General features: G+C 31.5%; 23 protein-coding genes. 2 read left to right on the top strand and 21 right to left on the bottom strand.

The window, feature by feature from the left end; genetic code table 11:
- Window positions 1–42 precede the first annotated feature (42 nt).
- From L1S47_RS13990 to cysC, 15 genes are all read right to left on the bottom strand, one after another.
- Entirely contained in the window at window positions 43–1,029 is a 987-nt protein-coding gene (locus tag L1S47_RS13990; RefSeq protein ID WP_238884152.1) for a ketoacyl-ACP synthase III, read from the bottom strand.
- Window positions 1,030–1,169: 140 nt separating this feature from the next.
- Complete coding sequence (gene hemB / locus L1S47_RS13985; protein ID WP_238884151.1) at window positions 1,170–2,135, bottom strand: porphobilinogen synthase; 966 nt, start codon at window positions 2,133–2,135, stop codon at window positions 1,170–1,172.
- Window positions 2,132–3,604, bottom strand: a complete 1,473-nt coding sequence (gene cobA, locus L1S47_RS13980) for a uroporphyrinogen-III C-methyltransferase (RefSeq protein ID WP_238884150.1) — start codon at window positions 3,602–3,604, stop codon at window positions 2,132–2,134. Before cobA ends, hemB begins: the two co-directional genes overlap by 4 nt.
- A gap of 10 nt (window positions 3,605–3,614) precedes the next feature.
- On the bottom strand, window positions 3,615–4,487 hold the full coding sequence (gene hemC, locus L1S47_RS13975) for a hydroxymethylbilane synthase (protein WP_238884149.1): 873 nt from the start codon (window positions 4,485–4,487) through the stop codon (window positions 3,615–3,617).
- Window positions 4,484–5,158 (bottom strand): NAD(P)-dependent oxidoreductase, encoded by a 675-nt coding sequence (locus L1S47_RS13970; protein WP_238884148.1) that lies wholly within the window; start codon window positions 5,156–5,158, stop codon window positions 4,484–4,486. Before L1S47_RS13970 ends, hemC begins: the two co-directional genes overlap by 4 nt.
- Window positions 5,113–6,318 (bottom strand): glutamyl-tRNA reductase, encoded by a 1,206-nt coding sequence (hemA, locus tag L1S47_RS13965; protein ID WP_238884147.1) that lies wholly within the window; start codon window positions 6,316–6,318, stop codon window positions 5,113–5,115. The genes L1S47_RS13970 and hemA overlap by 46 nt, the downstream gene beginning before the upstream one ends.
- Before the next feature lie 168 nt (window positions 6,319–6,486).
- Window positions 6,487–8,037 carry a nitrite/sulfite reductase gene (locus L1S47_RS13960; protein ID WP_238884146.1) on the bottom strand — a complete coding sequence of 517 codons (1,551 nt, stop codon included), beginning with the start codon at window positions 8,035–8,037 and terminating at the stop codon, window positions 6,487–6,489.
- A 146-nt stretch (window positions 8,038–8,183) separates the two neighbouring features.
- Entirely contained in the window at window positions 8,184–10,016 is a 1,833-nt protein-coding gene (locus L1S47_RS13955; RefSeq protein ID WP_238884145.1) for a GTP-binding protein, read from the bottom strand.
- A gap of 15 nt (window positions 10,017–10,031) precedes the next feature.
- Window positions 10,032–10,832: a sulfate adenylyltransferase subunit CysD gene (cysD, locus tag L1S47_RS13950; RefSeq protein ID WP_238884144.1), complete on the bottom strand. Its 801-nt coding sequence runs from the start codon at window positions 10,830–10,832 to the stop codon at window positions 10,032–10,034.
- Between the two features lie 15 nt (window positions 10,833–10,847).
- Window positions 10,848–11,576 carry an ABC transporter permease gene (locus L1S47_RS13945; RefSeq protein WP_238884143.1) on the bottom strand — a complete coding sequence of 243 codons (729 nt, stop codon included), beginning with the start codon at window positions 11,574–11,576 and terminating at the stop codon, window positions 10,848–10,850.
- A complete protein-coding gene (locus L1S47_RS13940) occupies window positions 11,554–12,393 on the bottom strand; it encodes an ABC transporter ATP-binding protein (protein ID WP_238884142.1) in 840 nt (279 codons plus the stop codon). Before L1S47_RS13940 ends, L1S47_RS13945 begins: the two co-directional genes overlap by 23 nt.
- Before the next feature lie 22 nt (window positions 12,394–12,415).
- Window positions 12,416–13,444, bottom strand: a complete 1,029-nt coding sequence (locus L1S47_RS13935; protein ID WP_238884141.1) for an aliphatic sulfonate ABC transporter substrate-binding protein — start codon at window positions 13,442–13,444, stop codon at window positions 12,416–12,418.
- A gap of 13 nt (window positions 13,445–13,457) precedes the next feature.
- Window positions 13,458–13,772, bottom strand: a complete 315-nt coding sequence (locus L1S47_RS13930; protein WP_238884140.1) for a ferredoxin family protein — start codon at window positions 13,770–13,772, stop codon at window positions 13,458–13,460.
- Window positions 13,762–15,444: an adenylyl-sulfate reductase subunit alpha gene (locus L1S47_RS13925; protein ID WP_238884139.1), complete on the bottom strand. Its 1,683-nt coding sequence runs from the start codon at window positions 15,442–15,444 to the stop codon at window positions 13,762–13,764. The genes L1S47_RS13930 and L1S47_RS13925 overlap by 11 nt, the downstream gene beginning before the upstream one ends.
- On the bottom strand, window positions 15,431–16,078 hold the full coding sequence (cysC, locus tag L1S47_RS13920; protein ID WP_238884138.1) for an adenylyl-sulfate kinase: 648 nt from the start codon (window positions 16,076–16,078) through the stop codon (window positions 15,431–15,433). Before cysC ends, L1S47_RS13925 begins: the two co-directional genes overlap by 14 nt.
- Window positions 16,079–16,652: 574 nt before the next feature.
- Here cysC and L1S47_RS13915 point away from each other — a divergent pair.
- Window positions 16,653–17,684 (top strand): phosphodiester glycosidase family protein, encoded by a 1,032-nt coding sequence (locus L1S47_RS13915; RefSeq protein WP_238884137.1) that lies wholly within the window; start codon window positions 16,653–16,655, stop codon window positions 17,682–17,684.
- A 13-nt stretch (window positions 17,685–17,697) separates the two neighbouring features.
- The gene (locus L1S47_RS13910; protein ID WP_238884136.1) at window positions 17,698–18,738 is read left to right on the top strand and encodes a hypothetical protein; all 1,041 of its coding nucleotides are present in this window, start codon (window positions 17,698–17,700) and stop codon (window positions 18,736–18,738) included.
- Between the two features lie 46 nt (window positions 18,739–18,784).
- Here the strand turns inward: L1S47_RS13910 and L1S47_RS13905 are convergent, their stop codons facing one another.
- Genes L1S47_RS13905 through L1S47_RS13880 form a run of 6 tightly spaced genes read right to left on the bottom strand, consistent with a single transcriptional unit; the run spans window position 18,785 to window position 26,330 of the window.
- Window positions 18,785–19,138 (bottom strand): response regulator, encoded by a 354-nt coding sequence (locus tag L1S47_RS13905; RefSeq protein WP_238884135.1) that lies wholly within the window; start codon window positions 19,136–19,138, stop codon window positions 18,785–18,787.
- A 27-nt stretch (window positions 19,139–19,165) separates the two neighbouring features.
- Window positions 19,166–19,567, bottom strand: coding sequence for a response regulator (locus tag L1S47_RS13900; RefSeq protein ID WP_202768902.1), 402 nt, complete (start codon window positions 19,565–19,567; stop codon window positions 19,166–19,168).
- A 12-nt stretch (window positions 19,568–19,579) separates the two neighbouring features.
- The gene (locus L1S47_RS13895; RefSeq protein WP_238884134.1) at window positions 19,580–23,035 is read right to left on the bottom strand and encodes a PAS domain-containing hybrid sensor histidine kinase/response regulator; all 3,456 of its coding nucleotides are present in this window, start codon (window positions 23,033–23,035) and stop codon (window positions 19,580–19,582) included.
- A 42-nt stretch (window positions 23,036–23,077) separates the two neighbouring features.
- Window positions 23,078–24,103 carry a chemotaxis response regulator protein-glutamate methylesterase gene (locus L1S47_RS13890; protein ID WP_238884133.1) on the bottom strand — a complete coding sequence of 342 codons (1,026 nt, stop codon included), beginning with the start codon at window positions 24,101–24,103 and terminating at the stop codon, window positions 23,078–23,080.
- Between the two features lie 40 nt (window positions 24,104–24,143).
- Window positions 24,144–25,826, bottom strand: coding sequence for a methyl-accepting chemotaxis protein (locus tag L1S47_RS13885; protein WP_238884132.1), 1,683 nt, complete (start codon window positions 25,824–25,826; stop codon window positions 24,144–24,146).
- A gap of 12 nt (window positions 25,827–25,838) precedes the next feature.
- On the bottom strand, window positions 25,839–26,330 hold the full coding sequence (locus tag L1S47_RS13880; RefSeq protein ID WP_238884131.1) for a chemotaxis protein CheW: 492 nt from the start codon (window positions 26,328–26,330) through the stop codon (window positions 25,839–25,841).
- Window positions 26,331–26,342: the final 12 nt, after the last annotated feature.

The following is a 26,342-nucleotide window of genomic DNA, read 5'->3' as shown; positions in this document are numbered from 1 at the left end:
CCTCTTACTTATTCCAAAGGCATTGTGAGTTTTTTGGTAAATCTAGTATTTAAGCATTATAGCACAGGTTGTCCAATTAGTTCCCACAGACCATAAACAAACATTATCCCCTCTTTGTATTGTTCCATTTTTAATTCCTTCATACAAAGCTATAAAAGGACTGCTTGTACCAGTGTATCCGTATTTATTTCCGATATATATAAATTTATTCAAATCTTCCCCCATTGCCTGTGAGCAGGATGTTATTATCGGAAATGCAAATTGTGAAAAGCAATATGCTTTTATATCCTCAATCTTCATATTATGTCTATCTAATAACTTGTGTACACTTTCATTAGCAAACTCTCCTATAAAACTTCCATCAAAAGGAGTCCAATGTAATTGTCTATCGTAAATTGAACTATCATATATTTTTGATAATCCACAAGCAGGGAATTTTACTAAATCCCACTCATCTGAATTAGTCTTGTATACACTATCAATAAACCCTGACTCTTCATCAGTTTTTTCTATAACCATTGCACATGCTCCATCTCCAAAGACAGGGTATGTCATTTCATCATCTTTTCTGCAATGTATAGATGTATAATCAGCTCCTATTATTAAAGCTCTCTTTGTATGCTTATTATTTTGCAAATATCTTGCTGCATTATCAAAAGCTACAAGCATTCCTACACAATTAGTATTAGTATCTGTGCACATAGCTTCATCTTTTCCTTCTATGTACTTATGAACTATAAGTGCTTGCGTTGGGAATGAATATTCTGGCATCTGACTAGAAAAAATGATGCAATCAATATCTTTCCCTGTAATTCCAGCTGACCTTAATGCTTTTTTTGCTGCCTCAATACCCATAGTTAGAGTATTTTCCCTATCATTATTAATTAAATACCTTTTTTCTTTACCGAAAGCCTTCAACATTCCAGCTATATCTTTGTCATATTTTTTGAAATGTTCTATAAAGAACTCATTTCCTACAACATTCTCTGGATGATAAACTTCTATAGATTTAATTTTTACATTACTCATAATGCACCTCCCATTTTTAGCTACATAATATTATTATATTAAAATTCTAATTAAAAATCCATATATAATTGGGTAATTTGTAATATGTTATAATATACAACAAAATCCCCCATATCTTTCAAGATATAGGGGATTGTAATTTATTTATTTATCCACTTACTAGCTTCTAACGCGTAATATGTTATTATTATGTCTGCTCCTGCTCTCTTCATTGATAATAGCATTTCTAGTGCAGATCTTTTTTCATCTAACCAACCCATTTTAGCTGCTGCTTTTATCATGGCATATTCACCACTTACATTATAGGCAGCTATAGGGTAATTAAACGTATCTCTTGCCTTTCTTATTACATCCAAATAAGATAATGCAGGCTTAACCATTACTATATCTGCCCCTTCTTCTATATCTTGTTCAATTTCTCTTATAGCCTCGTTTAAGTTACCAGGGTCCATTTGATAAGTTTTTCTATCCCCAAATTCAGGTGCAGAATTAGCTGCTTCTCTAAAAGGTCCATAAAATGCTGAACAATACTTAGCTGAATAAGCCATTATAGGTATGTGCTTAAATCCACCTTTATCTAGTGCTTCTCTAATTTTTGCAATTCTTCCATCCATCATATCTGAAGGTGCAATCATATCTGCTCCTGCTTTCGCATGAGATAGGGATATCTTTGCTAAATATTCAAGAGTTTCATCATTTTCAACATCACCATTTCTTATGATTCCACAATGTCCATGGCTTGTATATTCGCACATACAAACATCAGTTATAACTAAAATACTATTATTTAGTTCTTTAATTTTTCTAATAGCCTTTTGCACTATTCCATCATGGTCATATGCTGAACTTCCGCATTCATCCTTATGATCTGGTATACCAAAAATCATAATTCCCTTTACTTTAGCTTCTTCTATTTCACTAACTAATTCATCTAACTTATCAATTGAGTAATGAAAGTTTCCTGGTAGAGAACTAATTTCCTTTTTAATATTTTCTCCTTCTACCACAAAAATCGGATATATAAAATCATTAGAAGACAGACTATTTTCCCTTACTAAATCTCTTATTGTTTCACTTGCTCTTAATCTTCTTCCTCTTTTAATCACTTCATTTTCCTCCACACTTCAGTTATTTTATTTATAAGTCCATCTTGACTATGCTCTTCACAAACTAATGCATCTATTTCCTTTTCTTTAAGAGCTTCATATGTTACTGGTCCTATTGCTATACATATCTTCTCTCTAATTTCATTTATATCTATCATATTGATAAGATTATTCACTGTAGTCGGGCTCGTAAATAGCACTATATCTACTTCTTCAAATGCTTTTATATTTTTCATATCACCTTGTACTGTTTCATAAATAGCTACCTTATCTACCTGTAGTCCTAATTTACTTATTTCTTTGGTAAGATAATCCTTTGCTTGCATAGAACCAGGTATAAGTACCTTTTCATTTGGCTTTAAGTCATTTTCCATTACCTTAAATAACCCTTCACTTAAAAACTCCTTGGCAATTCTATCAGGAAATACACCTCTTTCTTTTAATGCCTTTGAGGTAGCCTTACCTAGCACGCTAAAGCTAGCTTTTATATTTCTTATGTCATACTCTATATTTCTTAAATAATCAAAGAAATAGTTAACTGCGTTTACAGAAGTTAGTACAATATGATCATACACATTTAATTTATTCTTATATTCATCTAGATTATAAGTCATATCCTTGAACTCAATAGAATTCAACTCTGTTACCTCTGCCCCTAAATCTTTTAATTGATTTTTAATTTTAGTTGCTTGATCCTTTGATCTAGTAACACATATATTGGCCCCAAAAAGAGGTAACTTCTCATACCAATTTAGCTCATCATTTAACTTAACAACTTCTCCAACCACAATTATGCATGGAGACTTCAGTCCAGCTTCCACAGTCTTCTCATATATATCTTCAAGGTTTCCAACAACTTTCTTTTGTTTGGAGGATGTTCCCCTCATTATTACAGCTGTCGGTGTTTCAACAGCTTTACCATTTTGAACAAGATTATGAACAATATTATTTAGGTTTTCTAGTCCCATTAAAAATACTAAAGTACCATTTTCTTTAGCTAAACTACTCCAATTAATTTTTAGTGTGTTAGCTGACATACCAGTAATAACATGGAAGCTTTGAGACATCCCTCTTTGAGTTATAGGTATCCCCCCATAGCCTAGCACTGATATTGCAGATGTAACACCTGGTATTACTTGAAACTCTATCCCTTCTTTTATAAGCTCTAAAGCTTCTTCTCCACCACGCCCAAACACATATGGATCTCCACCTTTTATTCTTCCAACAATATGTCCTTCTTTAGCTAGCTTAACCAACATATTATTAATTTCATCTTGAGTTTTATAATGACATCCTGGCTCCTTACCACAATAATAAACTTCACATTCTTTATTTAAGAAGTTTAAAATATTACTTCCTACGAGTCTATCATAAAGTACTGCAGTACATTCTTCTAACTTTCTTTTTCCTTTTAGAGTAATTAGTTCTTCATCTCCAGGCCCAGCCCCTATTAAATATACTTTTCCCATTTTGTCCTCCTTAGCCTAATAGAATTTTTTTAGCCAATTCTTCTCCAAGTCTTATATTATCTTCCTTATGCCCTGAAATATCTTTTTTAACTATTTTTCCATTCACTTCGTAGGTTCCAATTAGATACAACTCATTACAGTTAATCTTTCCATATGCGCCTATCAAAGAATGACATCCTCCATTAAGAGCTCTCATAAAGCTTCTTTCTGCTTCAACTTCACATCTTACTTCCTTATTATCCAATGCTTTAAACAAATGTTTTTTATCACTCTTCACAAGTGTTTCGATTCCCAATGCTCCCTGACCTACTGCTGGCAAAAAAGTTTCTACATCAAAATAATTAGTTATAATATCATCTATACCTAAGCGTTTAAGCCCTGCTGCTGCCAAAATAATTCCATCAAGCTTTTCCTTATGCATCTTCTCAATTCTTGTTTGCACATTGCCTCTTAATGGTAGTATCTCTATATCACTTCTTAATGCTTTTAGCTGAGCTGCTCTCCTAATGCTGCTGGTTCCTATTCTAGCTCCTTTTTTCAAATGCTTAAATTCAACTCCATCACTTGAAATAAATGCATCCCTTACATCTTCTCTTTCTGGAATGGCTGCTATTTCAAAAGCTTCTCCTAATGCAAAAGGTACATCCTTCATACTATGAACTGCAGCATGAGCACTTAAATCCAATAGTGCAAGTTCTATCTCCTTAGTAAATACACCCTTACCACCTATTTTATCTAAAGTCACATCTAATCTCTTATCACCTTCCGTAACTATTAACAGCTTTTCCCCTAAAATATTATGCTTATTTTTTATTAATTCCAAAATCTTATCTGCTTGAGCCTGCGCTAACATACTCTTTCTTGTTGCTATAATTAAACTCATATTAAATCCTCCAGTAACTTACATATTATTTCTTGTGGAAAAAATAATAGAAGTACCTCTTTTCCTAATTTTTTTTGCCACATATATCTAAAATCTTCTGTAGCTATAAAGTCTATTATTTCTCTTTTATAACTTGTTAATTCCTTTGCTCTTTCCCTTATTTTATTTATTACTCCAATGAATTCATCATAATCTGATATATTCCCCTTAAATACCTCTTTAAGCATTAATGCTGCTTTAGGATTCCCGCCTTTTGTATTTATAGCAAATGATACATTTTTGAGCGTTCCTTGCACTGGCATAGCTGCCATTCCATTTTTATAATTTCTACAATCAATATATATTTTACTTAATGTATCACAATCATTTGCTATTCTCTCAGCAACTTCATTATCATCAACTGCAATAACAATTATGTGTTTATCTATAATAAAGTCTTTATTATATTCTCCTTCAGTAAGCACTCCCCCTTTATATTGAAGACTACTTACTTCCTCTGAAAAATCTTTTGATAAAATTTGCACTTTACATCCAGATTCAATAAAGCTTTTACCTTTAATAAATGCTGCTTTTCCCGCTCCTATTATTCCAACTTTTACTTTCTCCGTTAATAAGGAAATAAACATTAATTCTGGACATTCATAAATATCTTCTCTATTATTCTGAGACACTCTTCCTCACATCCTTTAAGCTTTTCCTCTTTTAAAACTTCTATAGCTCTATTTATATAGAAATCAGAAGTGCTTTTAATAAGTTTATTTGCAAGTTCTTTATGATTTTTTGTGCTAAATTTATTGTTATAAGTTGTAATTCTATCACTTGCTACCTGATTTCCAGCTTCTTTAAGTTTCTTTATATGTGGCGTTATCTGTCTTAATGAATACCATTCACTAAATTCTTCTATATGCTTCTCGATAATATATCTTTTTGACTCCATTCGCTCTTTTCTTAGTTGCTTATTTTCTTCATCAATAAGGCCAATTCTATCAATATCATAAAGTTCACTATTCCCTCTTAACCCTATACTTTCGTCAATATCTCTTGGAATAGCTAAATCAAACAACAAGTATTCTTTATCTTGATCTAATTCATGTTCTTTTAATACAATATGAGGAGCAGAAGTACAACTTATTACACATTCAACTTCTGCAAGCTTATAATTCTTTTCCTGAAAGTTAATTACCTCAACCCGTACATCTTCCATATCTGAAACTGAACTCTTATCCCTCACAACTATGTAAAGTTTCTCTATATTATGTGAGAGAATATATTTCACAGCTAAGGATCCCATATCTCCATAACCAATTACCATAAATCTTTTCACGCCTTGATTTATAGCTTTATTGACTGCAATTGATGAATAGGATACTGGAATCTCATATAGCTTTGTTTCGTTTTTAAATTCTTTTCCACAAGTAATAGCCTGTTGAAATAGTCTTTGAAGTGGTCCATTTATACTTTTTATTTCTAATGCCATTTCATAAGCATCCCTAATCTGTCCTAGTATTTGATCTTCCCCCACTATTTTAGAATGAAATCCACTGGCTAATTCCATAATATGTTTAGTTACTTTCTCATCTTTTATATGAAAGATATATTTTTTAAGTTCACTCTCCCATTTTAAGCTACTAAATAATATATCTATTACTTCTTTTTCTGTATTATCACAATTAAAGTATATTTCAGTTCTATTACACGTACTAATTACTACTACTTCATTTAAAAATTCTCTAAGTTTCAACATTTCTTCTTTTAGTTTCTTGCTTCTTATATTAAATTTTTCTCTTATCTCCTGTGAGACATTTTTAGAAATTCCTAATAACTGAATCATCTGATACTCCTTGCCAAATATTATAGAAATTTAATTTCTGTCAAACCTTTTATACTTAATTTTATATCAACTGTATTAAATTTAAAAGTTTATCCTTTTTATTTCCATAAGATATTACAAATTTCTCTTAAAGAGTAAAAAAGGCCTGCCAAGCAAGCCTTTTATTGATTATACTGAATACTTCTCAAATATCACATTAAGTTCTTCTTCCTTATTATCTAACCACTTATAAAAATCTAAATTACCACTCTCTATTTTCTTTGCAATATCTAGTAGAAAGCTAGAAACTTCTTTTTGTGGTATGTCACCATAGTATTTACCTAATTTAGTTTTTTCCACACCTAGTGCTCCACCTATATGAACTTCGAAAACATTAAGTGATTCATTATCTACTTTTTTTAATTTTCCTGAAAATCCGATTTCTCCTATTTCGTGCACTCCACAGGAATTATGGCATCCAGATATATGAACACGCGGTAAAATATCTTTGGTAATACCTTCTGTTCTAAAAGTATCTATTATCTCTTTTAAAGTGCCTTGTCCGTTTAATGCTCCTATTTGACAAGTAGGAACACCAATACAAGCAACAGATTGTTCTATCCTGTTTTCTCCACCAATCCCTTGAGTTAGTTTAAGAATTCTTTCAGCTTCAGTGGAATTTAAATTCCTAATAAATACTCCTTCAGTCATAGACAATCTTACTTGAACTTCATCTATATTTTCTATCTCATCTATAAGATCTTTTAATGTTTCCCTTTTTAATTGTCCTCCAATTGGATGAAAATACACACTGTATAGACCCTTCTGCTTTTGAGGGAAAAGTCTAGGGTGCTCTATATTGCTTTCTTGTCCATCTTTATTGACCTCAATAGCTTTAACTGTTAAATCTAAACTTTCTTCTTTTTTAACCGCTGCTAAATGATGCTTATAACATTTTATAAACTCTTCTTCACCCATTCTATCTAATATATACCTTATACGAGCTTTTGCAGGATTATTATAATCCCCCTCAGCGATAAACAATCTAGTTATTGCTTCTACATGATATAGAACATCCTTAGGTTCAACTAATTCTTCTGCAAGAACAGAAAGTTTAGGATTTCTTCCTAGTCCTCCGCCAATATAAACATTAAAAAACTCATTTCCATCTTGATTAACTGCAATAAACCCTTGATCTACAACGGTAGCATGTGATAAATCGTCGTTATTATTTGAAAATGAAACTTTTAATTTTCTTGGAAGTTTGTATGTGTTTATTTTTCTAAGAAAATACTCATTTACTGCAAGAGCATAGGGAGTTACATCAAAGCTTTCTCCTTTTTCGACTCCTGATAAAGGTGAAATTGCCACATTTCTCGGGAAATTTCCGCCTGCACCTCGAGTGTAAATGTCATTTTCCAATGCATCTTTCATTACTTCACAAATTTCGTCAATATTCAATCCATGCAATTGTATTGCTTGTCTAGTTGTAAGATGAATTGAAGGTAACTTATATTTTTCTGAAAAACTGTATATTAATTTAAGCTTATCTTTTGAAATCACACCTGATAGAGTTCTAAGTCTTATCATAAACTCGTCACCTTTACGATGAGCATACACACCCATTCCACCTGAGGCTTTTTTAAATGCAGACTTAGTAATCTCACCATTCAGATATTTGTGTCCTACTTTATTAAACTCAACTATTTCCTCTAAAAGAACTTTCTTTAACTCTTCCATATATATCACCTCTATCTAATTTCCTTTTCAATTATAAAGTATACTTCTCTTAAAACAATAAGTAAAATTAATATTATAAATCATAATAATTAATAATCTTAATTATTAATACGCTAAAAGTTATGCGCCATATAGGCGCATAACTTCTATAGCTTTAAAACTTCCAATATAGCTTGAGCCTTTTTATCTGAGTTAAATTCTGCATCATCTATATATAATGAAAGTGTTGGATATTCTGATTTCTCATATAAATATTCTTTTGTATTTTCACCTTTAAATGCATTTGGATTTCTTTTTTCACATATTTCCGAAGATGCTTCAACAAATATTTCTGTATAACTATCTTTTCCTATTATATCCTTTGCATATTCCCTATCTTCTTTAAACCTACTTACAGCAGATACTATAGTTATAGTTCCACTATCAGCAAAAAGATTAGCAACTTCAGCAATTCTTCTAGTTTGTTCATATGCATCCTGCCTATCAAAGGATAAGTCTGAGCTTAAACCAAATCTTATATTTGATGAATCTAGATAGTAAACCTTCTTACCTAAATCAAACAACTTCTTTTCAAGTTTAACAGCTATTTCATTCTTACCACAACCAGGTAGTCCAGATAACCATATTACTTTTCCTTTTTGATTAAGTTTTTCTTCTCTTTCTTTTCTAGTAACAAGCCTCTTTCTAATTGCAATATTATTAGTCTTAAGGTCTTTTATTTCTCTTTTTAAAGAGTCTTCAACCCCTGATATAATTCCACCACCACTTATATCAAAGCCATCTATAATTACAAATCTTCCTGTAGATTGTAATTTAGAAAACTCATCAAAACTAATTGCATGTTTTGTTTTTAATGTGACTTCAGCTACATCATTCTTATTTATTGTAGATAAATCTTTTTTACTCTCTAATGTTGCTGCGTCTATTACCTTATTTATAGAAAGAACTTCGAATTCTACTTCCTCTGTAGCAAGTTTAAGTTTATATTTCTTATTTGCATATAAAGGCTGTTTCCCTAGCCAAAATATATTAGCATTAAATACATTTGATACTATTACAGGATCATCCTTATGACAGATTATTTCTCCTCTTTTATTAAAGAATTCATCTTCAACAGTTATACCTACAGACATTCCCGCTGTAACCATATCTGTTTTATCTTTTTCTTGCCAGAATTCTATTGTTTTAACTTTAGTTGTTTTACCACTAGGATATATTGTTATTTCATCCCCAGCTTTTAATGTTCCAGCCTCAATTCTTCCTGCTATAATTCTTCTTGAATCAAACTTATATACATCTTGAATAGGGAATCTAAGTGGCTTAGCCTCAATCCCTTTTTCTTTTTCAATTATATCCATTTCTTCAAGAATGGCATTATCCTTATACCAAGATAGTTTTTTAGACTTTTTCACTATATTTTCACCGTGGAATGCTGAAATAGGAATGTATTTTTTTGGATAAATATTAAGGTTGTTTAAAAATTCATTAAACTCTACTTGAATCTCATTAAATCTCTCTTCAGAATAATCCACTAAATCCATTTTATTTACAGCAACATATACTTTTTTAATTCCTAATAGCGAAAGTATATATCCGTGTCTTTTAGACTGTTCTTGTATTCCTTCTTTAGCATCTACTACTAAGATTGCTGCCTCAGCACTAGCTGCTCCTGATATCATATTCTTTAAAAATTCCTTATGTCCAGGCGCATCAATAATTACATAATCCCTTTTCTTTGTAAAGAATTGAAGCATTGTAATATCTATTGTAATACCTTGTTTTTGTTCCTCTTCAAAAGCATCCAAAAGGTATGCATATTCAAAAGACTTTCCTTTCTCTGCTGATATCCTTTTTACTTTTTCTATAGCCCCTGATGGAAGAGAATCTGTATCATAAAGTAATCTTCCAATAAGAGTTGATTTACCATGGTCAACGTGTCCAACAACAACTATATTTAAATTATCCCTTGTATTACTCAATTTACTTCCCCCATCCTACATATATCCAGATTTTCTTAGTTTTTGTAATGCATGCGCATCTTCTTGGTCCTGTGCTCTACCGGATCTTTCAGTCTCTTTGGTATTCTTAAGCTCTTCTATAATCTCATCAATAGTAGTTGCATTAGATTCTATAGGATTTGTACATGGCGCACAACCTAAACTTCTATACCTTTTACCATCTTTTGCAAAATACAAATCGATCAGTGGAATATTTTCTCTTTTTATATACTCCCATACATCAATTTCAGTCCAATTTAATATTGGATGAACTCTTATATGATTTCCCTTCTTGAAATCTGTTTTAAATTGATCCCATAGTTCTGGAGCTTGGTCTGTATAATCCCATTCTGATTCAGCATTTCTTTCACTAAAGATCCTTTCCTTAGATCTTGAACCTTCCTCATCTCTTCTAACCCCTACTATAAGACCATCAAATTCCTCTCTTTTTGTAATTTCATTAAGTGCATCTGTTTTTAGAGCTTTACAACAAACTAATCTACCTTGTTCTGGTCCCATACCCTCTTCTATTGCCTTATAGTTTGTATTAACTATTAAGTTTAAATTATACTCTTTAGCCACCTTATCTCTAAACTCTATCATTTCAGGAATCTTATACTTTGTATCAACATGAATTAAAGGAAATGGACAGTTCCCGAAAAATGCTTTTTGCGCTAACCATAACATTACTGTAGAATCTTTTCCTATAGACCAAAGCATTCCTAATTTCCCCAAGTGCTTGTACGCCTCTCTTAATATATAAATACTTTCTGCCTCTAATCTGTCTAAATGATCCATTTTATTGCCCCCTCTTTATTTACTTTCTAAACCACATCTATATCGTATATTCTCTTCTAACTTCCCAAAAATAAATTTATCAAAGGTAAGTCCTAGCACAATGATAACAACCATAACAGCCATAACCTGACTTATATCTGCTAAATCTCTTCCAACCATAAGTACCTGTCCTAAGCCTTTTGTTGCTGATAGCATTTCGCCTGCCATTAACCCCCTCCATGCAAAGGACCATCCTTGTTTCATTCCTGCAACTATTGATGGAAGAGCAGATGGAATAACAACATTCCAGTATAATTTAAACCCTTTTGCACCCATAGTACTTGCAGCCTTAACATAGATAGGATTAACATTTTTAATGCCAGCTTCTGTTGCCATTGCAATTGCAAATATTGATCCAACTGCTATAACAAATATAATAGATTTTTCATTTAAACCAAACCAAAGTATAGCAAATGGTAACCAGCAAATACTTGGTAAGGTTTGAAGCCCCAATATTAATGCACTGAAGTTCTCATCTAAATATTTATACCTTACTATCAATAATCCAAGTGCAAGTCCAATAATTAGTGAAACTAAATATCCCTCTATTAATCTTTTTAAACTAACTACAACGGCAATTCCTAATGTATTATCCTTAATCAAACTCCAAATTGACTTTATTACATCTATTGGAGATGGGAAGGTATATGGTTTCCATATGTGTAATGTATCTACCCCTACTTTATAAACCAGCTCCCAAATCATTATCAAGCCTATATAGAACAGAACTTTCTTTAATACTCCAATCACTATCGTATTCTGCTTTTGCAACCTTCTCCACCTCCTCTTTAAGAACACTCATTATCTCTGATGTTATTTTTGCAACATCTACATTTCCTTCTTCTCTAGGTCTTCCTAATTGTATTTTAAATTCCTTTTTAACTATGCCTGGATTTGCTCCCATAACTATAACTCTATCTCCCAAAAGCACTGCTTCCTCCACATTGTGAGTAACAAAGATTATTGTTTTCTTAGTTTCCCACCAAATCTTTTGAAGTTGAAGCCTAAGAATACTTTTAGTTTGACTATCTAAGGCAGAAAAAGGTTCATCCATTAAAAGCACTTCTGAATCAAGTGTAAGAGCTCTAGCTAAAGCTACTCTTTGTCTCATTCCTCCCGATAACTGATGTATATATGAATCTTGAAATTTACTCAAATGAACCATTTTTATATATTTTAAAGCTTTTTCTCTTCTTTCTTCCTTAGGCACCCCAGCTATTTTCATGCCAAATTCCACATTATCTCTAACCTTAAGCCATGGAAATAGCGCAGATTCTTGAAACATTACTGCTCTATCTACTCCAACACCTTTAATCTCTTGGTCATTTAAAATAATCTTTCCAGCTGTAGGCTTCTCAAGTCCTGCAATAATATTAAGCAGAGTTGATTTTCCACAACCTGATGGCCCTAAAAGGCATATGAATTCCCCTTTACTAAAAGAAAGATTAATATCTTGCAAGGTATGAGTTTCACTACTCTTTGAGATAAACTTTTTACTTACTGCTTCAATTTTTAAACTCACCTTTTCACCCCATTCTCCCCACTTATTTAATTTCTTCTTTTCCTTTTTCTTTTAATACTTTATTTAGTATTGTTAAATCAAACAGTCCAGTATCTGCTGGTTTTTCTTTTATAAAGCCTGCATTTAATGATAAATCTATCATCTCTTTTGTAGCCTCAGTTTCTGGACTATTTGTTACTGTGATTCTCTTAAATGACGTATCAAGAATATCCTTGGATATTGGTTTTTTAGTTAAAGTTTCAATTTCTTTATTTGCGATATTTCCAGCTTCACTTTGATTTGCATTTATATAATCTGTAAGTTCAACATGAGTTTTAAGGAACTTTTCAACTACGTCTGGATGATCTTTAAGAAATTCTTTTCTTGCAATCACAACTGCTGTTGGATATTTCCCTTCTCTCCAGATCTGATTATAGTCTAAAACCAAGTTTGCTCCTGATTCCTTCTCCAACCTAGCTCCCCAAGGTTCTGGAACCAAAGCCGCATCTATTTCCCCTTTTTCAATTAATGTCTTAATATCAGGATTCTCAGCTTGTACTATTTCTACTGTTCCACCTTTAGTTTTGTCTTTTAATCCAGCCTCTTGCATAAGATATCTTAAGCTTAAATCTTGAGTATTACCAAATTGAGGTATTGCTACTTTCTTTCCATCCAAATCCTTAACTGATTTTATTGATGTTCCTTTTCTTGATACAAGAACTGCCCCTGCATCAGTGGAACCTGCTATAATAACAACATCCCCTTTGGATTTAGTAAATCCATTAATAGCTGGTCCTGGTCCTATATAGCCTAAGTCTAATTCACCTGCAAGGAATGCTTCAATTTCTGATGAACCTGCATTAAATTGCTTCCAATCAATGCTTACGCCATTTCCTAATGCTTTTTGATAATCACCTCTATTTTTCCCCACTAAAGCTTGCGAATGTGTTAAGTTAGGGAAAAACCCAACTCTTACTGTTTTAAGTTCCTCATTCTTTTTGGAACTGCAGCCTGCTAAAACTCCTATTGCCAATACTGCGCTTAAAACAAGTCCTAAACCCCTTTTCTTCATTTTTATATCCCCCTTAATATTTATTTGACTCTTTTCGATTGGTAGTTATTACGGTTTCTTTACCTTCCTTATCGATAATATGCCAATTCAAATCTTCTTTTTTTTGTTTAACAAATAGATAAGCACCTTTTCCCCCAATATCTTCACCTAGAAAATAATGAATTGCATTTACTGGGCATTCTTTAAGACAGGCAGTGCACCCCCAACAATCTTTTTCATATTTTATATAAGATTTACCTTCTTCATTTTTATAAATAAGATTTCCAGGACAAACTTTTAAGCACTTTCCACAAGCAATGCACTTATCTTTATCAATTTTAATGCTCATAATTTTCATCCTTTCCAACCAAATCTCTTAAAATAACTTTTACTTCTCCCTCTTCATATACTGAGTTTACATACTTAAGCCAGTTTTTATCATCCTTTTCTGGAAAATCAATATTTTCTTCATAACATTTCCACCTTGTTTCTTTTCTTGTAAGTAAATGCTCTATTAGCACCCTAGCAACAACAAGCCTATCTATAATTTCATGGATGAATAATAACTCATGTGCATCTTTTGCTCTCAATTCTTTAGCTTTCTTTGAAAGAATATCTATCTTATCTCTTGCAATTTTCAGCCCTTCTTGGGTATACCTATAGTATTTTGAAATCCCACCGGCATACTCATCCATAACTGACTGCATTTCATTTTCTAATTCTTCTATTGTGTATTCGCCTGCTTCGTTAGTAAAAAATTTATTAACTTCACTCAGTTTTTGATTTATCATATCTTCGTTAAGTTCATCATTATTTAAGTTTTTTATAAATTTAAGTGCCGCTTCTGCAGATATTTCTCCCTCCGCGAAGCACCCTGTAACATATTTTTTGGGGCTCCCTCCTGCAACATCACCAGCAGCAAATAATCCTTCCAAAGTCGTTCTTCTCTTAGTATCAACCCAATAGCCACTAGCAGTATGTCCACCTACAATGTATGGCTCTGTCCCCTCTATTTCAACATTTTCAATTGAGGGTGATGTATTATTCTCTATCCATTTCAATGTTTGACTTGGGGCCATATTTAAATAAGCTTTTAATAAGTCTTGTTCTTGTTCTTTTGATATTCCCTCTGTCTTTAAATAGCATGGACCTAGTCCATGTAAGTTTTCCATTAAAGTTGAGTGTAATCTATTTATGGTAGTTGCCTTTCCATATTTCTTTACATATTGTTCTCCAGCTTTATTTATCTGTGGGGTTCTTATTCCTTGAGCAATTGTTCCAGTAGGAGCTATCGTATCTTTGCATCTAAGAGCTATAAATCTCATTTCAAAAGTTGTCATTTCTGCTCCTGCTCTTATTCCCATAGCATAGCCAGCTCCAGTATTGAATGGGCTATACCACATTTTATGTCTTGAAAAACCTGAGTTATTAGGCTTGTATATACCTGCTGCACCGCCAGTTGCACATATAACTGCTTTTGAATATATGGTATAGAATACTTCCTCTTTAATAGAAAATCCATATGCACCTATTACCCTATTATCTTTAACTATATAATCTATAATATTTAGTCCATTTATTACTTTTATATTTTCCCTTTTAGCAACTGCATCTGCTAATAGAGGTTTAATATTTTCTCCATTTATTTTTATACTTCTTTTTCCCCTGGACTGATATTTCCCTTCTTCATCTTTTAAAATAGTAAGTCCAGCATTCTCTATATCTTTGGTTACACTATTGAGCCTTTCAGCAATTGTATATACTAAATCCTCTCTTATTACTCCGCTGAATTCATCTTTAACATATTCTAAAAAAGACTCAGGAGTTTCCCCTTCTGTGATATAAGCATTTAATGCATTTACGCCTGCTGCTAAACAACCACTTCTTTTTATATTTGCTTTTTCAGCAATAACTATGTTTACATTTATATCTTCACTTGCTTTTATCCCTGCAAATGCGCCAGCTGCTCCGCCACCTATTACTAAGATATCTGTTCTAATAAACTTATTATTGAGCTTCATTTTTTCCTCCACCTAGATAATTTATTATCTTACCAACACATTCTTCTATAGACTTCAGATGGGTGGATACAGTTATTTCTGGTTTTACAGGAATCTCATACACAGAATCAATTCCTGTAAAATCTTTTATTTCTCCTGCTCTTGCTTTCTTATATAATCCTTTAGGGTCTCTTTTTTCACAAATATCTAAAGGACATTCAATGTATACTTCTATAAAATCTTTACCTATAAGTTCTCTAACTCTTTCTCTATCCTCATTAAATGGTGAAACAAAGGTTGCAAGAGTTATTATTCCTGCATCAACAAAAAGCTTTGATATTTCACCAATTCTTCTTATATTTTCTATCCTGTCTTCATTAGAAAATCCTAAATCTTTATTTAGTCCATGTCTTACATTATCTCCATCCAGAGTATAAGTAAGCTTTCCCAAATCATGTAGTTTCTTTTCTAAAGCAGAAGCAACAGTAGATTTTCCCGAACCGGATAGTCCTGTAAACCAGATAAGCTTCCCTTGCTGATTAAGCAATTCTTCTCTATCCTTTCTTGTAACATTCATGCTATGCCAAACTACATTTGATGATTTAATCTTTTCTTCATTGAATATTTTCAGTGCCCCATTTACCTTAATATTCATCACGAACCCCCTATTTATATTTTACCTATTGGAATACTATGAATTATATATCTAAAATACCACTTTGTCACTATATCATCTATAAATATAACAATTTGTCATTTATACCCTTCGACCAATTATTAAGCACATCCCTTTAATTCCAGTATCTCTATTGAAAAATATACAAATATTGAAATTTACGATTTAATTATTTAACACATATAAAATTATCTATTTATTATTTTTAAAATTAGTTAAATTCATTTACCTGTCTTTATCTAATTACATAATGATAAATAAAAGGTATAATATTTAGGGATGTGTCCAAAGAATTTTTTTCCACATGTAATATGATTTTTGCATTATATAGGGTTTTTTATAGGAAACTTAACTTATTCTTGTTTGAAAATGTCGGTTTCTGGACATTTTCAGGCTTGAATAAGTTATTAGTTGAACTTAAAACCCTATATGTAATAAAGAAATAATAAAATAGTAATCAATTTTTAAAACTTTTTATACGAAAATAAGTTAGAATTGTATTTATATGGTTTATATGATGTAATATTTCTAGAAATAAACAGGAGAGTGACTAATGGCAACTAATACGAATCTAAAAATGAAAAAGAAACGTAGGAAAAAAAAGAAAAAATCTCCATGGAAAAGACTCTTTTTTCTTATAGCATTTACTTTATTATTCACAATTGTTACAGGACCTTTTATTTTGCTTTATGGTCCTTTTAACAACGCAAAAAAAATATATGTTGGCTCTGCTATGAATACCTTAAGTCATCAATACTTAGCTACAGCCTTTTTATCTCAAGATAAAATAAATGAAATACTTTCTTCAAATGACGACTCAACTGATACCATGCCTACAAATGCATCAGTTGTAAATGTAAATAAAAAAGCTGATGATTCTATCGAAAGATATGATTTTGAAGGTAAGAGGTTTAAAGGATATATGCTTGTAATTAATGATCCACATAGAGTTAAGGTTGCTTACACAAGTAGTCTAAATAAGCAAGGAGAAACTACTTCTCAAATGGCTGAGAAAAATGATGCTGTTGCTGCAATTAATGGTGGTGCTTTTATTGATCAATCCAGTACAGTATCAAGTTCAGGAAATGGAGGTACCCCAACTGGATTAATAATGTCTGACGGGAAAATCATCTTTTCAGACTTAAAATCTAATTCTACTAAATCAGTATGTATGGCAATAACTGAAGACGGCACACTACTTGCTGGAGAATATTCCATTAATGATTTAAAAAATAAACATACAATGGAAGCTCTATCTTTTGGTCCCGTTTTAGTTTCTGGAGGAAAAGCTATCCCCCTTTCTGGTAAAAATGCTTCTCAAGGTATGGCTCCAAGAACAGCAATTGGACAAAGAACAGATGGTTCTATTGTAATGGTAGTAACAGACGGAAGAAGTATATTAGATGGAATGGGAGCTACTATGAATGAACTTCAGAAAATTATGCTTAATGAAGGCAAATGTGTTACTGCTATAAATCTAGATGGTGGTAAATCTGCTACTATGTATTTAAACGGAGAAATTATCAATACCTTATCAAATGGTTTAGGTGAAAGATCAATAGTTTCTTCAATTATTGTAAAGTAAAGGGGAAGAAGCTATGAAAAGAAATATTAAAGCTTTATTGGCATGTGCAGTGTTATCACTAATTCTTCAATTTATAGTACTTATTTGGCTTGATAAATTCTATCTTAAGGAAAATGCTAATGTTAATGTAAAGGAAGTTAGTGTAAATAAACCACAAGAGCAGCCTGAAAAAAATGTTGATTTGCCTAATGATATGAGTACTCTGCAAGTATCCTATAATGGTAAATATTTAGCATATATAAAAGATTCAGAACTTGTAATCATTAATTCTGCTACTGGGGAAGAAAAAAGTTTTACCAATAAAAATCAAGATGAAATATCCTATTTCACTTGGCTTCCAGATAGAAATATTATGTTAGTATCTACAAAAGAACATACTAACAAAGGTAAAATGTTTACCCTATATAATTATGACGCTGAAAAGAATGATGCACAAAAAATTTCTGATATAGCCGCTGCTCAAACTGGTAGTAAAATTAATTCTATTAAAGCATCTACAATTACTGGTGTTACATATATTGAAATTAAAAGTAGTCCTGATAAATCTTCTGTTTACAGAATGGATATAAATCAGACTTCTTCAAAGAAAATAGATCTTCAAAACTCTTCTTTAACTGGTATATTTGTTGTACCAAGAGAAGAAAGACTTATTTATCAAGATCGTAGCGGTAAGGTATATCTTACTCAACCAAAAGGGAATTTAACTATTTCACACGGAATAAAAGCCAAAGTTCTAGGTATCGATAATGAAAGTACTGTGTATTTAGGAGAAGTAAGTAATGGAAAAATTGTTAAAGTCCTCTACGGATCATTAAATAGTAAAAATACTTCTCAGTGGGAATCTAAAGAATTAACTACAGCTGCAGATGAAAAAGATATTTTTATAACAAGTTCTGGAAAAATATTAATTAATTATAGTGATAGTAATGCTCTATTAGATTTAAAAGAAAATAAGAAAATGAACTATGAAGGCACCTTTATTTCCGTATACAATAAAGGTATAACTACTTCAATAGATCATAAATATCATAAAACAGATTTTTCAAAGCTATAATTAAATGGGCATGTAGTTTTCTACTACCTGCCCATTTTTAAAGTTCCTAGAACTTTTTAATTGTTTCTAGAACAAACTCTTCCGTATATGGTTTTACAATAAATCCTTTTGCACCTGCTATTATAGCCTTCTTAATCCATGTTTCTTGTCCAAGTGCTGATATCATTATAACTGTGGCACTAGGATTTATTTTTCTAATTTCCTCAAGAGCTTTAACTCCATCCATATCGGGCATAGTTATGTCCATAGTCACGATGTCTGGGCTAAATATTTTATACTTCTCTATAGCTTCAACACCTGTAACGGCTTCTCCTACAACCTCATAACCATTTCTCTCCAATATTGTTTTTAGTGATAATCTCATAAATGCTGCATCATCTACTATAAGTACTTTTTTCATATATTCTCCCCCTTTAAAATAATGTCTCTATTTTATTTTTTTGATTCCTAATTTTTCAACTACCTCATGTAATTTCTCTGTATCTATTGGTTTTGCTACGTATGCTTCACAACCTAAATCAAACGATTTATGTACATAATTTGTATCCGCTAGTGCAGTAATCATAATTATTTTAGCCTTTTCCTCTGGTAATAATCCTCTTTGTTTTTCAAAATCTCTAATAGCATTTAATACTTTAACACCGTCAACCTTGGGCATCATTATATCAAGGCAAATTAAATCATATGGAGCATTATCCTTAACAGCTATAAGATATGCATCAAGTGCCTCTAATCCATCAACCACTAAGTCACATTCACCATAAGCTGAAAGTAATTTTAATATAAATTTTCTACTTACCAAATCATCTTCAGCTATTAATATTTTCATAGTTTCCCCTCCTTATAAAATTGATTTTTTAAATGTATCAAATTCATCAAGTAGTTTTTTAGCATTCTTTACAACTTCATTTAGGTCTCCTCTCCTTGCGCAAAGTTCAATTCTAAATGCTACACTTTTTATTATGTCAAGTCCCATAGTATTTGATAGTCTTTTAATTTCATTAGCTAAACACTCTACCTGAGATATATTTTCTAAATCTAATGAATTCACTAATTCTCCTATTCTATCTTCTAAGATTTCTACTTCCTTTGAGGTTAATACGTTCTCTTCCTTATTTTCATAATTTAAGAACTCAACCTCTCCATTTTCATTTAATTTGAGAGTTAAATTTGAGTAATTTTCAAGGTTCTTATATGGGGCTGTAACTCTGTCTATAGCAGAAAATAATTCATCAATTATTATAGGCTTTGGAACATAATCATCCATTCCATTTGCTAAGAACTTTTCCCTATCTCCTTGAAGAGCATAAGCAGTTATTGCAATTATTGGAACATGCTTATCCTTTCCATGTTTCATTCTAATTCTCTTTGTAGCTTCTATACCATCCATCTCTGGCATATGAATATCCATTAAGATTACATCGTATGAATGTGCTTCAACTTTATTAATAGCTTCGATACCATTTTGGGCTATCTCAACATCATGTCCTTTCTTCTTGAGAATTCTTGATATAACCATCTGATTAACCTTATCATCTTCAACCAAGAGAATTTTTTTGGGATCAATTGTTCTAACTATCTTTGTTATCTCTCGTTTGCTTATATTATCTCTATTTCCTAGTGAAAATCTTAATATAAAACTAAATATACTTCCCTGTTCTTTAACACTCTTAACACTAATTTCTCCACCCATTATTTCAACAAGTCTTTTAGATATAGCAAGTCCCAGTCCTGCTCCACTATACCTTTTAGTAAATGAGTTATCAACTTGCCTGAAACTATCAAATATATATCTTTGTTCTTCCTTACTTATTCCTATTCCTGTATCTTGTACCGAAAACTTAAGATCTATATGCTTTCCTGATGTTTTCATATTTGATACCTTAACCCAAACTTCACCCTTACTAGTGAACTTTATAGCATTACTTATTAAATTATTCAGAACTTGCTTTAATCTATTCGGATCACCTTTTAAGTAGTTTGGAATATCTGACGAAAATCCATAACTCAATTCAATTTGCTTATTATCTGCATAAGGAGAATGTGATTTTATTATCTCCTCTAGTAATTTTTTAACATTAAAATCCATCTCATAAATTGATAACTTTCCTGCTTCCATCTTAGAAAAATCTAACACATCATTTATTATGTTTAATAGTGAGTTAGCACAAGATTTTGCAGTAACTAAGTTATCTACCTGCTCATAATCAAGCTCAGTTTGCAATGTTAAATCTATCATTCCTACGATTCCATTTATAGGTGTTCTTATTTCATGACTCATATTTGCAAGAAACTCACTTTTATACTTGTTTGCAGTTTCAGCTTCATCCTTTGCTTTTTTCAATGCTCCTAGTGATATCTTTCTTTCAGTAATATCTTCAATAATCGAAGCAAAGTATCCTTCCTCAGGCGAGTGAAGTGAAATGGAAAACCATTTTTTATATTTCTCTGAATAAAACTCCTTAATAATACTACTACTTGATCTCTTATTTTCTTTGAAACAATGTTCTATGTGCTTAATAACAACCTTAGATAGTGCCGGGAAAACTTCAGTTATCTTTTTTCCTATAACCTCTTCATATCTAATAGAGAAATTTTTTTCAAAGGCTGTATTAACTTCAATATATTCAAGGTCAATAGGCTCTTTATCATCATTATAAATAATTTTTTGAAATGAGAAGGCATCCTTCATATTCATAAATAGTGCTTTATATTTAGCTTGACTCTCTCTAATTAAATCTTCAGATTTCTTTCGTTCAGAAACATCTCTTATTACGCTTAATATAATGCGTTTTCCATCTATAACTGCACCCTTTGAGCTTATTTCAACTGGAAACTTACTTCCATCCTTTCTTATGTGAACACCGTCAAAATATTTACCAATTTTCTTACTTTGATTTATAGCTATTCCACTGGTATTTTGTTTCTCGCTAATATCAAATATAGTCATAGATACTAATTCTTCTTTTGTATATCCATAAGTTTGTACTGCAGCCTCATTAGCATCTACTATCCTACCACCTTTTTCAATAAATAATATAATATCTCTTGCCTTTTCTGATAGCATCTTATATCTTACATAACCGTCTTCTGCTATTTTATTGTTAGTTATATCAAAGGCTATTCCTAAATATCCATCAAACTTATCATTTATATCATAAAAAGGTTTATTAAGAGATTTTATCCACCGATATTCACCATCTTTATTTAAGGCTCTGAATTCAAATTCATAAAACTCTCTGTTTTTAACAGCTCTCTTATTAATTTTATAATAGAAATCTCTATCCTCTGGATGCATAATGTTAATCCAATTCTTCCCAAGGGCTTCTGTTGCACTTATCCCAGTAAACTCTTCCCATCTTTTTGCCATATATATCATTTCTTCATTAGTATCAGTTTTCCAAATTGTAGTTGGGAAATTTTCAAATAGATTTACATAGAAGTCTCTAGATTTCGTAATTTCAATTTCATTATTTTTTATTCTTGTAATATCCATTAAAAATATAACTACATGCTTTTTATCATCTTCTGTCATTGGAGTTATGGTGAATTTTATCCACAAATCAACTTCCTTATTATTTACTTGGGAAGTCTTCTTAACCTCAATATTTTTAGTAGACACTCCTTCATTCATAGCCAAATAAAAAGCTTTTCTTATATTACAATTTTCACATTTCCCTATACAACTACAAAAGCCTCCATTTCTTTTTAATCCACATGAAAAAATATCCCTAAAGCTTTTTCCTATACATTCAATATTATTTAATCCTAATAAATCCATTGCTTCATCATTAATATTCTTCACACTAATGTCTTCATTAAAAATAACTACTCCAAAAGGAGCTTTATCAAAAATATTTTTCAAATTACTCCACTGCTTTTTCACCTCTAACTCCAAGCTTTTTATTCTAGTAATATCTCTAAAAACAGTTATAATTCCTATAGCTTCATCTCGTTCATTTTTTAGCGGTGAAATATTAGCAGAAATATATTTTTTCTTATTGCTTCTAGTTATAATAAATGTATTGTCTCTGAGTCCTGAGGGTTTATTATCAGAGATTACATTTGCAAAAATATCTTCAATATGTCCATTATTGCGCAATCCAATACTTGTAAATATATTCTGAATTTTTTCCTCTCCTAATTCTTGAAACTTCAATTCAAGTATGTCTTCAGCTGACTTATTCATAAATGAAATCTTGCCACAATTATCAGTTGCAATAATTCCATCACCAATTGACTTTAAAGTATTTAATAGAAATGACTTTTCAAAGTTCCTCACTTTATTCTCATTCACCTTATCACCACCCAGCTTATAGTTCTTATCAGCAAAATAATACTATCTACAAAGTAAACTGTATACAATTTCAGGGATATTTTCTAGCTTAGCCTGTTTTTCTACAGCTCCTACATTAAAAGCTGCCTTTGGCATACCATATACCACGGAAGTTTTATCATCTTGTCCTATTGTCCTTGCACCTTTACGTTTCATACTAAGCAATCCCTTAGCTCCATCATATCCCATACCAGTTAATATTATTCCTATGGCAGTATCCCCAGCCTCTTTTGCAACTGATTCAAAGAGTATATCAACTGCTGGGCGTACTCCATTAACTTTTTCATCATCAAAACACTTTACTTGAAATCTATCACCGACATGTTTTATTTTCATATGCTTGTTTCCTGGTGCAATAAGAACCTTACCCTTCTCGACATAATCTCCAGTCTTTGCTTCCTTTACTTCGAGAGCTATTTGACTATTAAGTCTCTCTGCAAACATTTTTGAAAATACAGGAGGAATATGTTGCACTATAACTATACCTGGCATATTTTTAGGGAATTTCTTTAACACACTATATATTGCTTCTATTCCTCCTGTTGATGCTCCTATTGCTATAATTTTATATTTAGAGTTTCCATCACTTGATGTAATTGCTTCACTATGATTTTCTTTAACATCCATAATCTTAGATTCAGATGCAGCCTTAACCTTATAAACTAGTTCATTTATAAATTCCTCAACACTACCTACACTTTGAATATCTGGTTTAGTCACAAAATCCACAGCTCCTGCCTTCATAGCATCTAATACGGCTTCACTTATGGAACTCACCACTACAACTGGTATTTTATATTGTGGAAGCAGTCTCTTAATAAATTCTATTCCATTCATCTTTGGCATCTCTATATCACAGGTCATAACATCAGGTTTATATTTTATTATTTTGTCTCGAGCTTCAAAAGGATCTTTGGCCGTAGCAACTACTTCAATAAATTTATCAGTAGTTAGACCTCTTGAAATTACTTCTCTAAACACCATACTATCATCTACTATTAATACTCTAATTTTTCTGTTAATCCCCATATCATATGCCCCTTCCTATAGATGACTGGTATTAATTATATTAGTATCTCCCATACTCATCATCACTTAATGATATTTTTGTATTAGAATTATTGTGGTCTCTGTTATTTTTCATATTTTCTAGCATCTTTATAATTTCTGGGCTTAAAGTTTCATTATTGTTATATCCACCATAATTATGTTTTAAGTTAAACCTTCCTACCATTTCTTTTAGCATTTCAGCTTGACTTGATAATTCTTCACTTGCTGCTGCACTTTCTTCTGAAGTTGCAGAGTTGCTTTGAACCACTTGTGATACTTGTGTTATTCCCTCTGTAATCTGCTCAATTCCTAATGCTTGTTCATTTGATGATACTGAAATATCACCTACTAATTCAGCAACCTCTTCAATATTTATAACCATCTCATTAAGTGCCTTTGCAGTTTCATTTGCTATTTTAGTTCCATCTTCTACTTTTTTAATAGAACCTTCTATCATCATAGTAGTTTCTTTTGCTGCATTAGCTGATCTTGCTGCAAGATTTCTCACTTCTTCCGCAACAACTGCAAAACCTTTTCCATGTTGTCCAGCTCTTGCTGCTTCTACTGCAGCATTAAGTGCAAGTATATTGGTTTGGAAAGCTATCTCTTCTATAACTTTTATTATCTTAGAGATATTTGATGATGCATCATTAATCTCATTCATAGAATTTAGCATTTCATTCATTTGGCTATTGCCTTTTAATGCGTTATCTTTAGCCTTTTCCGCTAACTCATTTGCTTTTGCTGCATTATCAGCATTATTTCTTGTTTGAGAAGATATTTCCTCAATTGATGCAGTAAGTTCTTCTATTGAGCTAGCTTGTTCTGTTGCACCTTCTGATAGTTCCATGCTTGAATCAGCTATTTGCTTAGATCCTCCAGCTACTTGATCTGCTGATGCATTAATATTTATTAGTACATCATTCATGTTAAACGCCATTTTTTTAAATGCTTGTCCCAGAATCCCTACTTCATCTTTAGTTGTACCTTCTATATCTACGTCCATATCTCCATTCGCCATTTTATTAGCAGCTTCAACTAATTTATAGATTGGTTTTCCTATTATATTTGCAATTAGAAGTCCTAATCCTATAGCAAGTACTATAGCCACTACAATAATAGCAAGCATAAGAATTGACTGAGTCCCATAGCTTTTAGTATTGGTATCATTAGTATTCTTTGCAAGATTTTTATTTAAATCTATCATATCTTGTATATCTTTATCTACCTTTTCTCTTGCCTTAGTTGCTTCTGGTAATCCTGCTATTGCTTCATCAATTTTATTATTTTGTACTTGGCTTATACCTTGAGAACGAAGTGATCTATAAACTTGTAGATCCTCCTTTAATGTTTTAAATAATGCTCTATCTTCGTCATTTGATAGAGTTTTTTCATACTCGCTTAATAAACTATTTGTTGAAGTTGTTGCATTATTTATATCATCAATTCTCTGTTGAAGCTTACTTTCACTCTTCTCATATAGCATTAATAGATAAGTTGACCTTACTATCAACAGATTTTTTTGAATTTCTGATATATCCTGAGATGGTAGGAAATTACTTTCAAATATATTCTTTGCAGCCTTATTTTGATTTTTCATATTTATAATTCCTATTGTACCAACTACCCCGGTAAGAATAGCCACTAAAACAAAGCAAATAATAAGTTTAACTTTAATTTTTAAATTCCCTAAAAATTTCATATAATTCTCCCCCTATACATTTGTTAATTCATTTAATTCATCAACATTTAATAGTTTTTCAATATCCAATAATAACTTTACATCATCTTCTACTTTTCCGATTCCACATATGTATCTGCTTTCGTTATTATTCCTAATATCCGGTGGTGGTACTATGTCTTCTTCTTTTATTGAGACTACTTCTGAAACTCCATCTACAATAAGTCCCAAGGATAAATCATTTATATCTACTACAATCACACAAGTTCTATCGTTATATTCTACGAAATTCTTTTTAAATCTTAGTCTTACATCCATTACTGGAATTATCCTTCCTCTAAGATTTATTATTCCTTTTATAAATTCTGGTAATTGAGGTACCTCTGTTATCTCTTGAATTCCTATAATTTCAATTACATATTTTATTTCTATTCCATAAGTTTCTTTTTCTAATCTAAAAGTCAAAAACTTTCCTTTTTGTGTATCCTCTTCTTCGACTAATGTTTCTTTTTCATTCTCTGTCATCAGTTTTGCCTC

The sequence above is a fragment of the Clostridium sp. YIM B02551 genome (genome assembly GCF_022324735.1).
Taxonomy (GTDB): Bacteria; Bacillota; Clostridia; order Clostridiales; family Clostridiaceae; genus Clostridium_T; species Clostridium_T paridis.
Note: the sequence above shows the minus strand (reverse complement) of the source record. Positions and strands in the feature narration are given on the sequence as shown.

What these genes read in the sequence shown, in the direction of transcription:
- L1S47_RS13990 (WP_238884152.1), bottom strand. Translation starts at nt 1,029, where the DNA reads ATGAGTAATGTAAAAATTAAATCTATAGAAGTTTATCATCCAGAGAAT.
- cobA (WP_238884150.1), bottom strand. Translation starts at nt 3,604, where the DNA reads ATGGGAAAAGTATATTTAATAGGGGCTGGGCCTGGAGATGAAGAACTA.
- hemC (WP_238884149.1), bottom strand. Translation starts at nt 4,487, where the DNA reads ATGAGTTTAATTATAGCAACAAGAAAGAGTATGTTAGCGCAGGCTCAA.
- hemA (WP_238884147.1), bottom strand. Translation starts at nt 6,318, where the DNA reads ATGATTCAGTTATTAGGAATTTCTAAAAATGTCTCACAGGAGATAAGA.
- L1S47_RS13960 (WP_238884146.1), bottom strand. Translation starts at nt 8,037, where the DNA reads ATGGAAGAGTTAAAGAAAGTTCTTTTAGAGGAAATAGTTGAGTTTAAT.
- cysD (WP_238884144.1), bottom strand. Translation starts at nt 10,832, where the DNA reads ATGGATCATTTAGACAGATTAGAGGCAGAAAGTATTTATATATTAAGA.
- L1S47_RS13945 (WP_238884143.1), bottom strand. Translation starts at nt 11,576, where the DNA reads ATGATTTGGGAGCTGGTTTATAAAGTAGGGGTAGATACATTACACATA.
- L1S47_RS13935 (WP_238884141.1), bottom strand. Translation starts at nt 13,444, where the DNA reads ATGAAGAAAAGGGGTTTAGGACTTGTTTTAAGCGCAGTATTGGCAATA.
- L1S47_RS13930 (WP_238884140.1), bottom strand. Translation starts at nt 13,772, where the DNA reads ATGAGCATTAAAATTGATAAAGATAAGTGCATTGCTTGTGGAAAGTGC.
- L1S47_RS13925 (WP_238884139.1), bottom strand. Translation starts at nt 15,444, where the DNA reads ATGAAGCTCAATAATAAGTTTATTAGAACAGATATCTTAGTAATAGGT.
- cysC (WP_238884138.1), bottom strand. Translation starts at nt 16,078, where the DNA reads ATGAATATTAAGGTAAATGGGGCACTGAAAATATTCAATGAAGAAAAG.
- L1S47_RS13915 (WP_238884137.1), top strand. Translation starts at nt 16,653, where the DNA reads ATGGCAACTAATACGAATCTAAAAATGAAAAAGAAACGTAGGAAAAAA.
- L1S47_RS13910 (WP_238884136.1), top strand. Translation starts at nt 17,698, where the DNA reads ATGAAAAGAAATATTAAAGCTTTATTGGCATGTGCAGTGTTATCACTA.
- L1S47_RS13905 (WP_238884135.1), bottom strand. Translation starts at nt 19,138, where the DNA reads ATGAAAAAAGTACTTATAGTAGATGATGCAGCATTTATGAGATTATCA.
- L1S47_RS13900 (WP_202768902.1), bottom strand. Translation starts at nt 19,567, where the DNA reads ATGAAAATATTAATAGCTGAAGATGATTTGGTAAGTAGAAAATTTATA.
- L1S47_RS13890 (WP_238884133.1), bottom strand. Translation starts at nt 24,103, where the DNA reads ATGGGGATTAACAGAAAAATTAGAGTATTAATAGTAGATGATAGTATG.
- L1S47_RS13885 (WP_238884132.1), bottom strand. Translation starts at nt 25,826, where the DNA reads ATGAAATTTTTAGGGAATTTAAAAATTAAAGTTAAACTTATTATTTGC.
- L1S47_RS13880 (WP_238884131.1), bottom strand. Translation starts at nt 26,330, where the DNA reads ATGACAGAGAATGAAAAAGAAACATTAGTCGAAGAAGAGGATACACAA.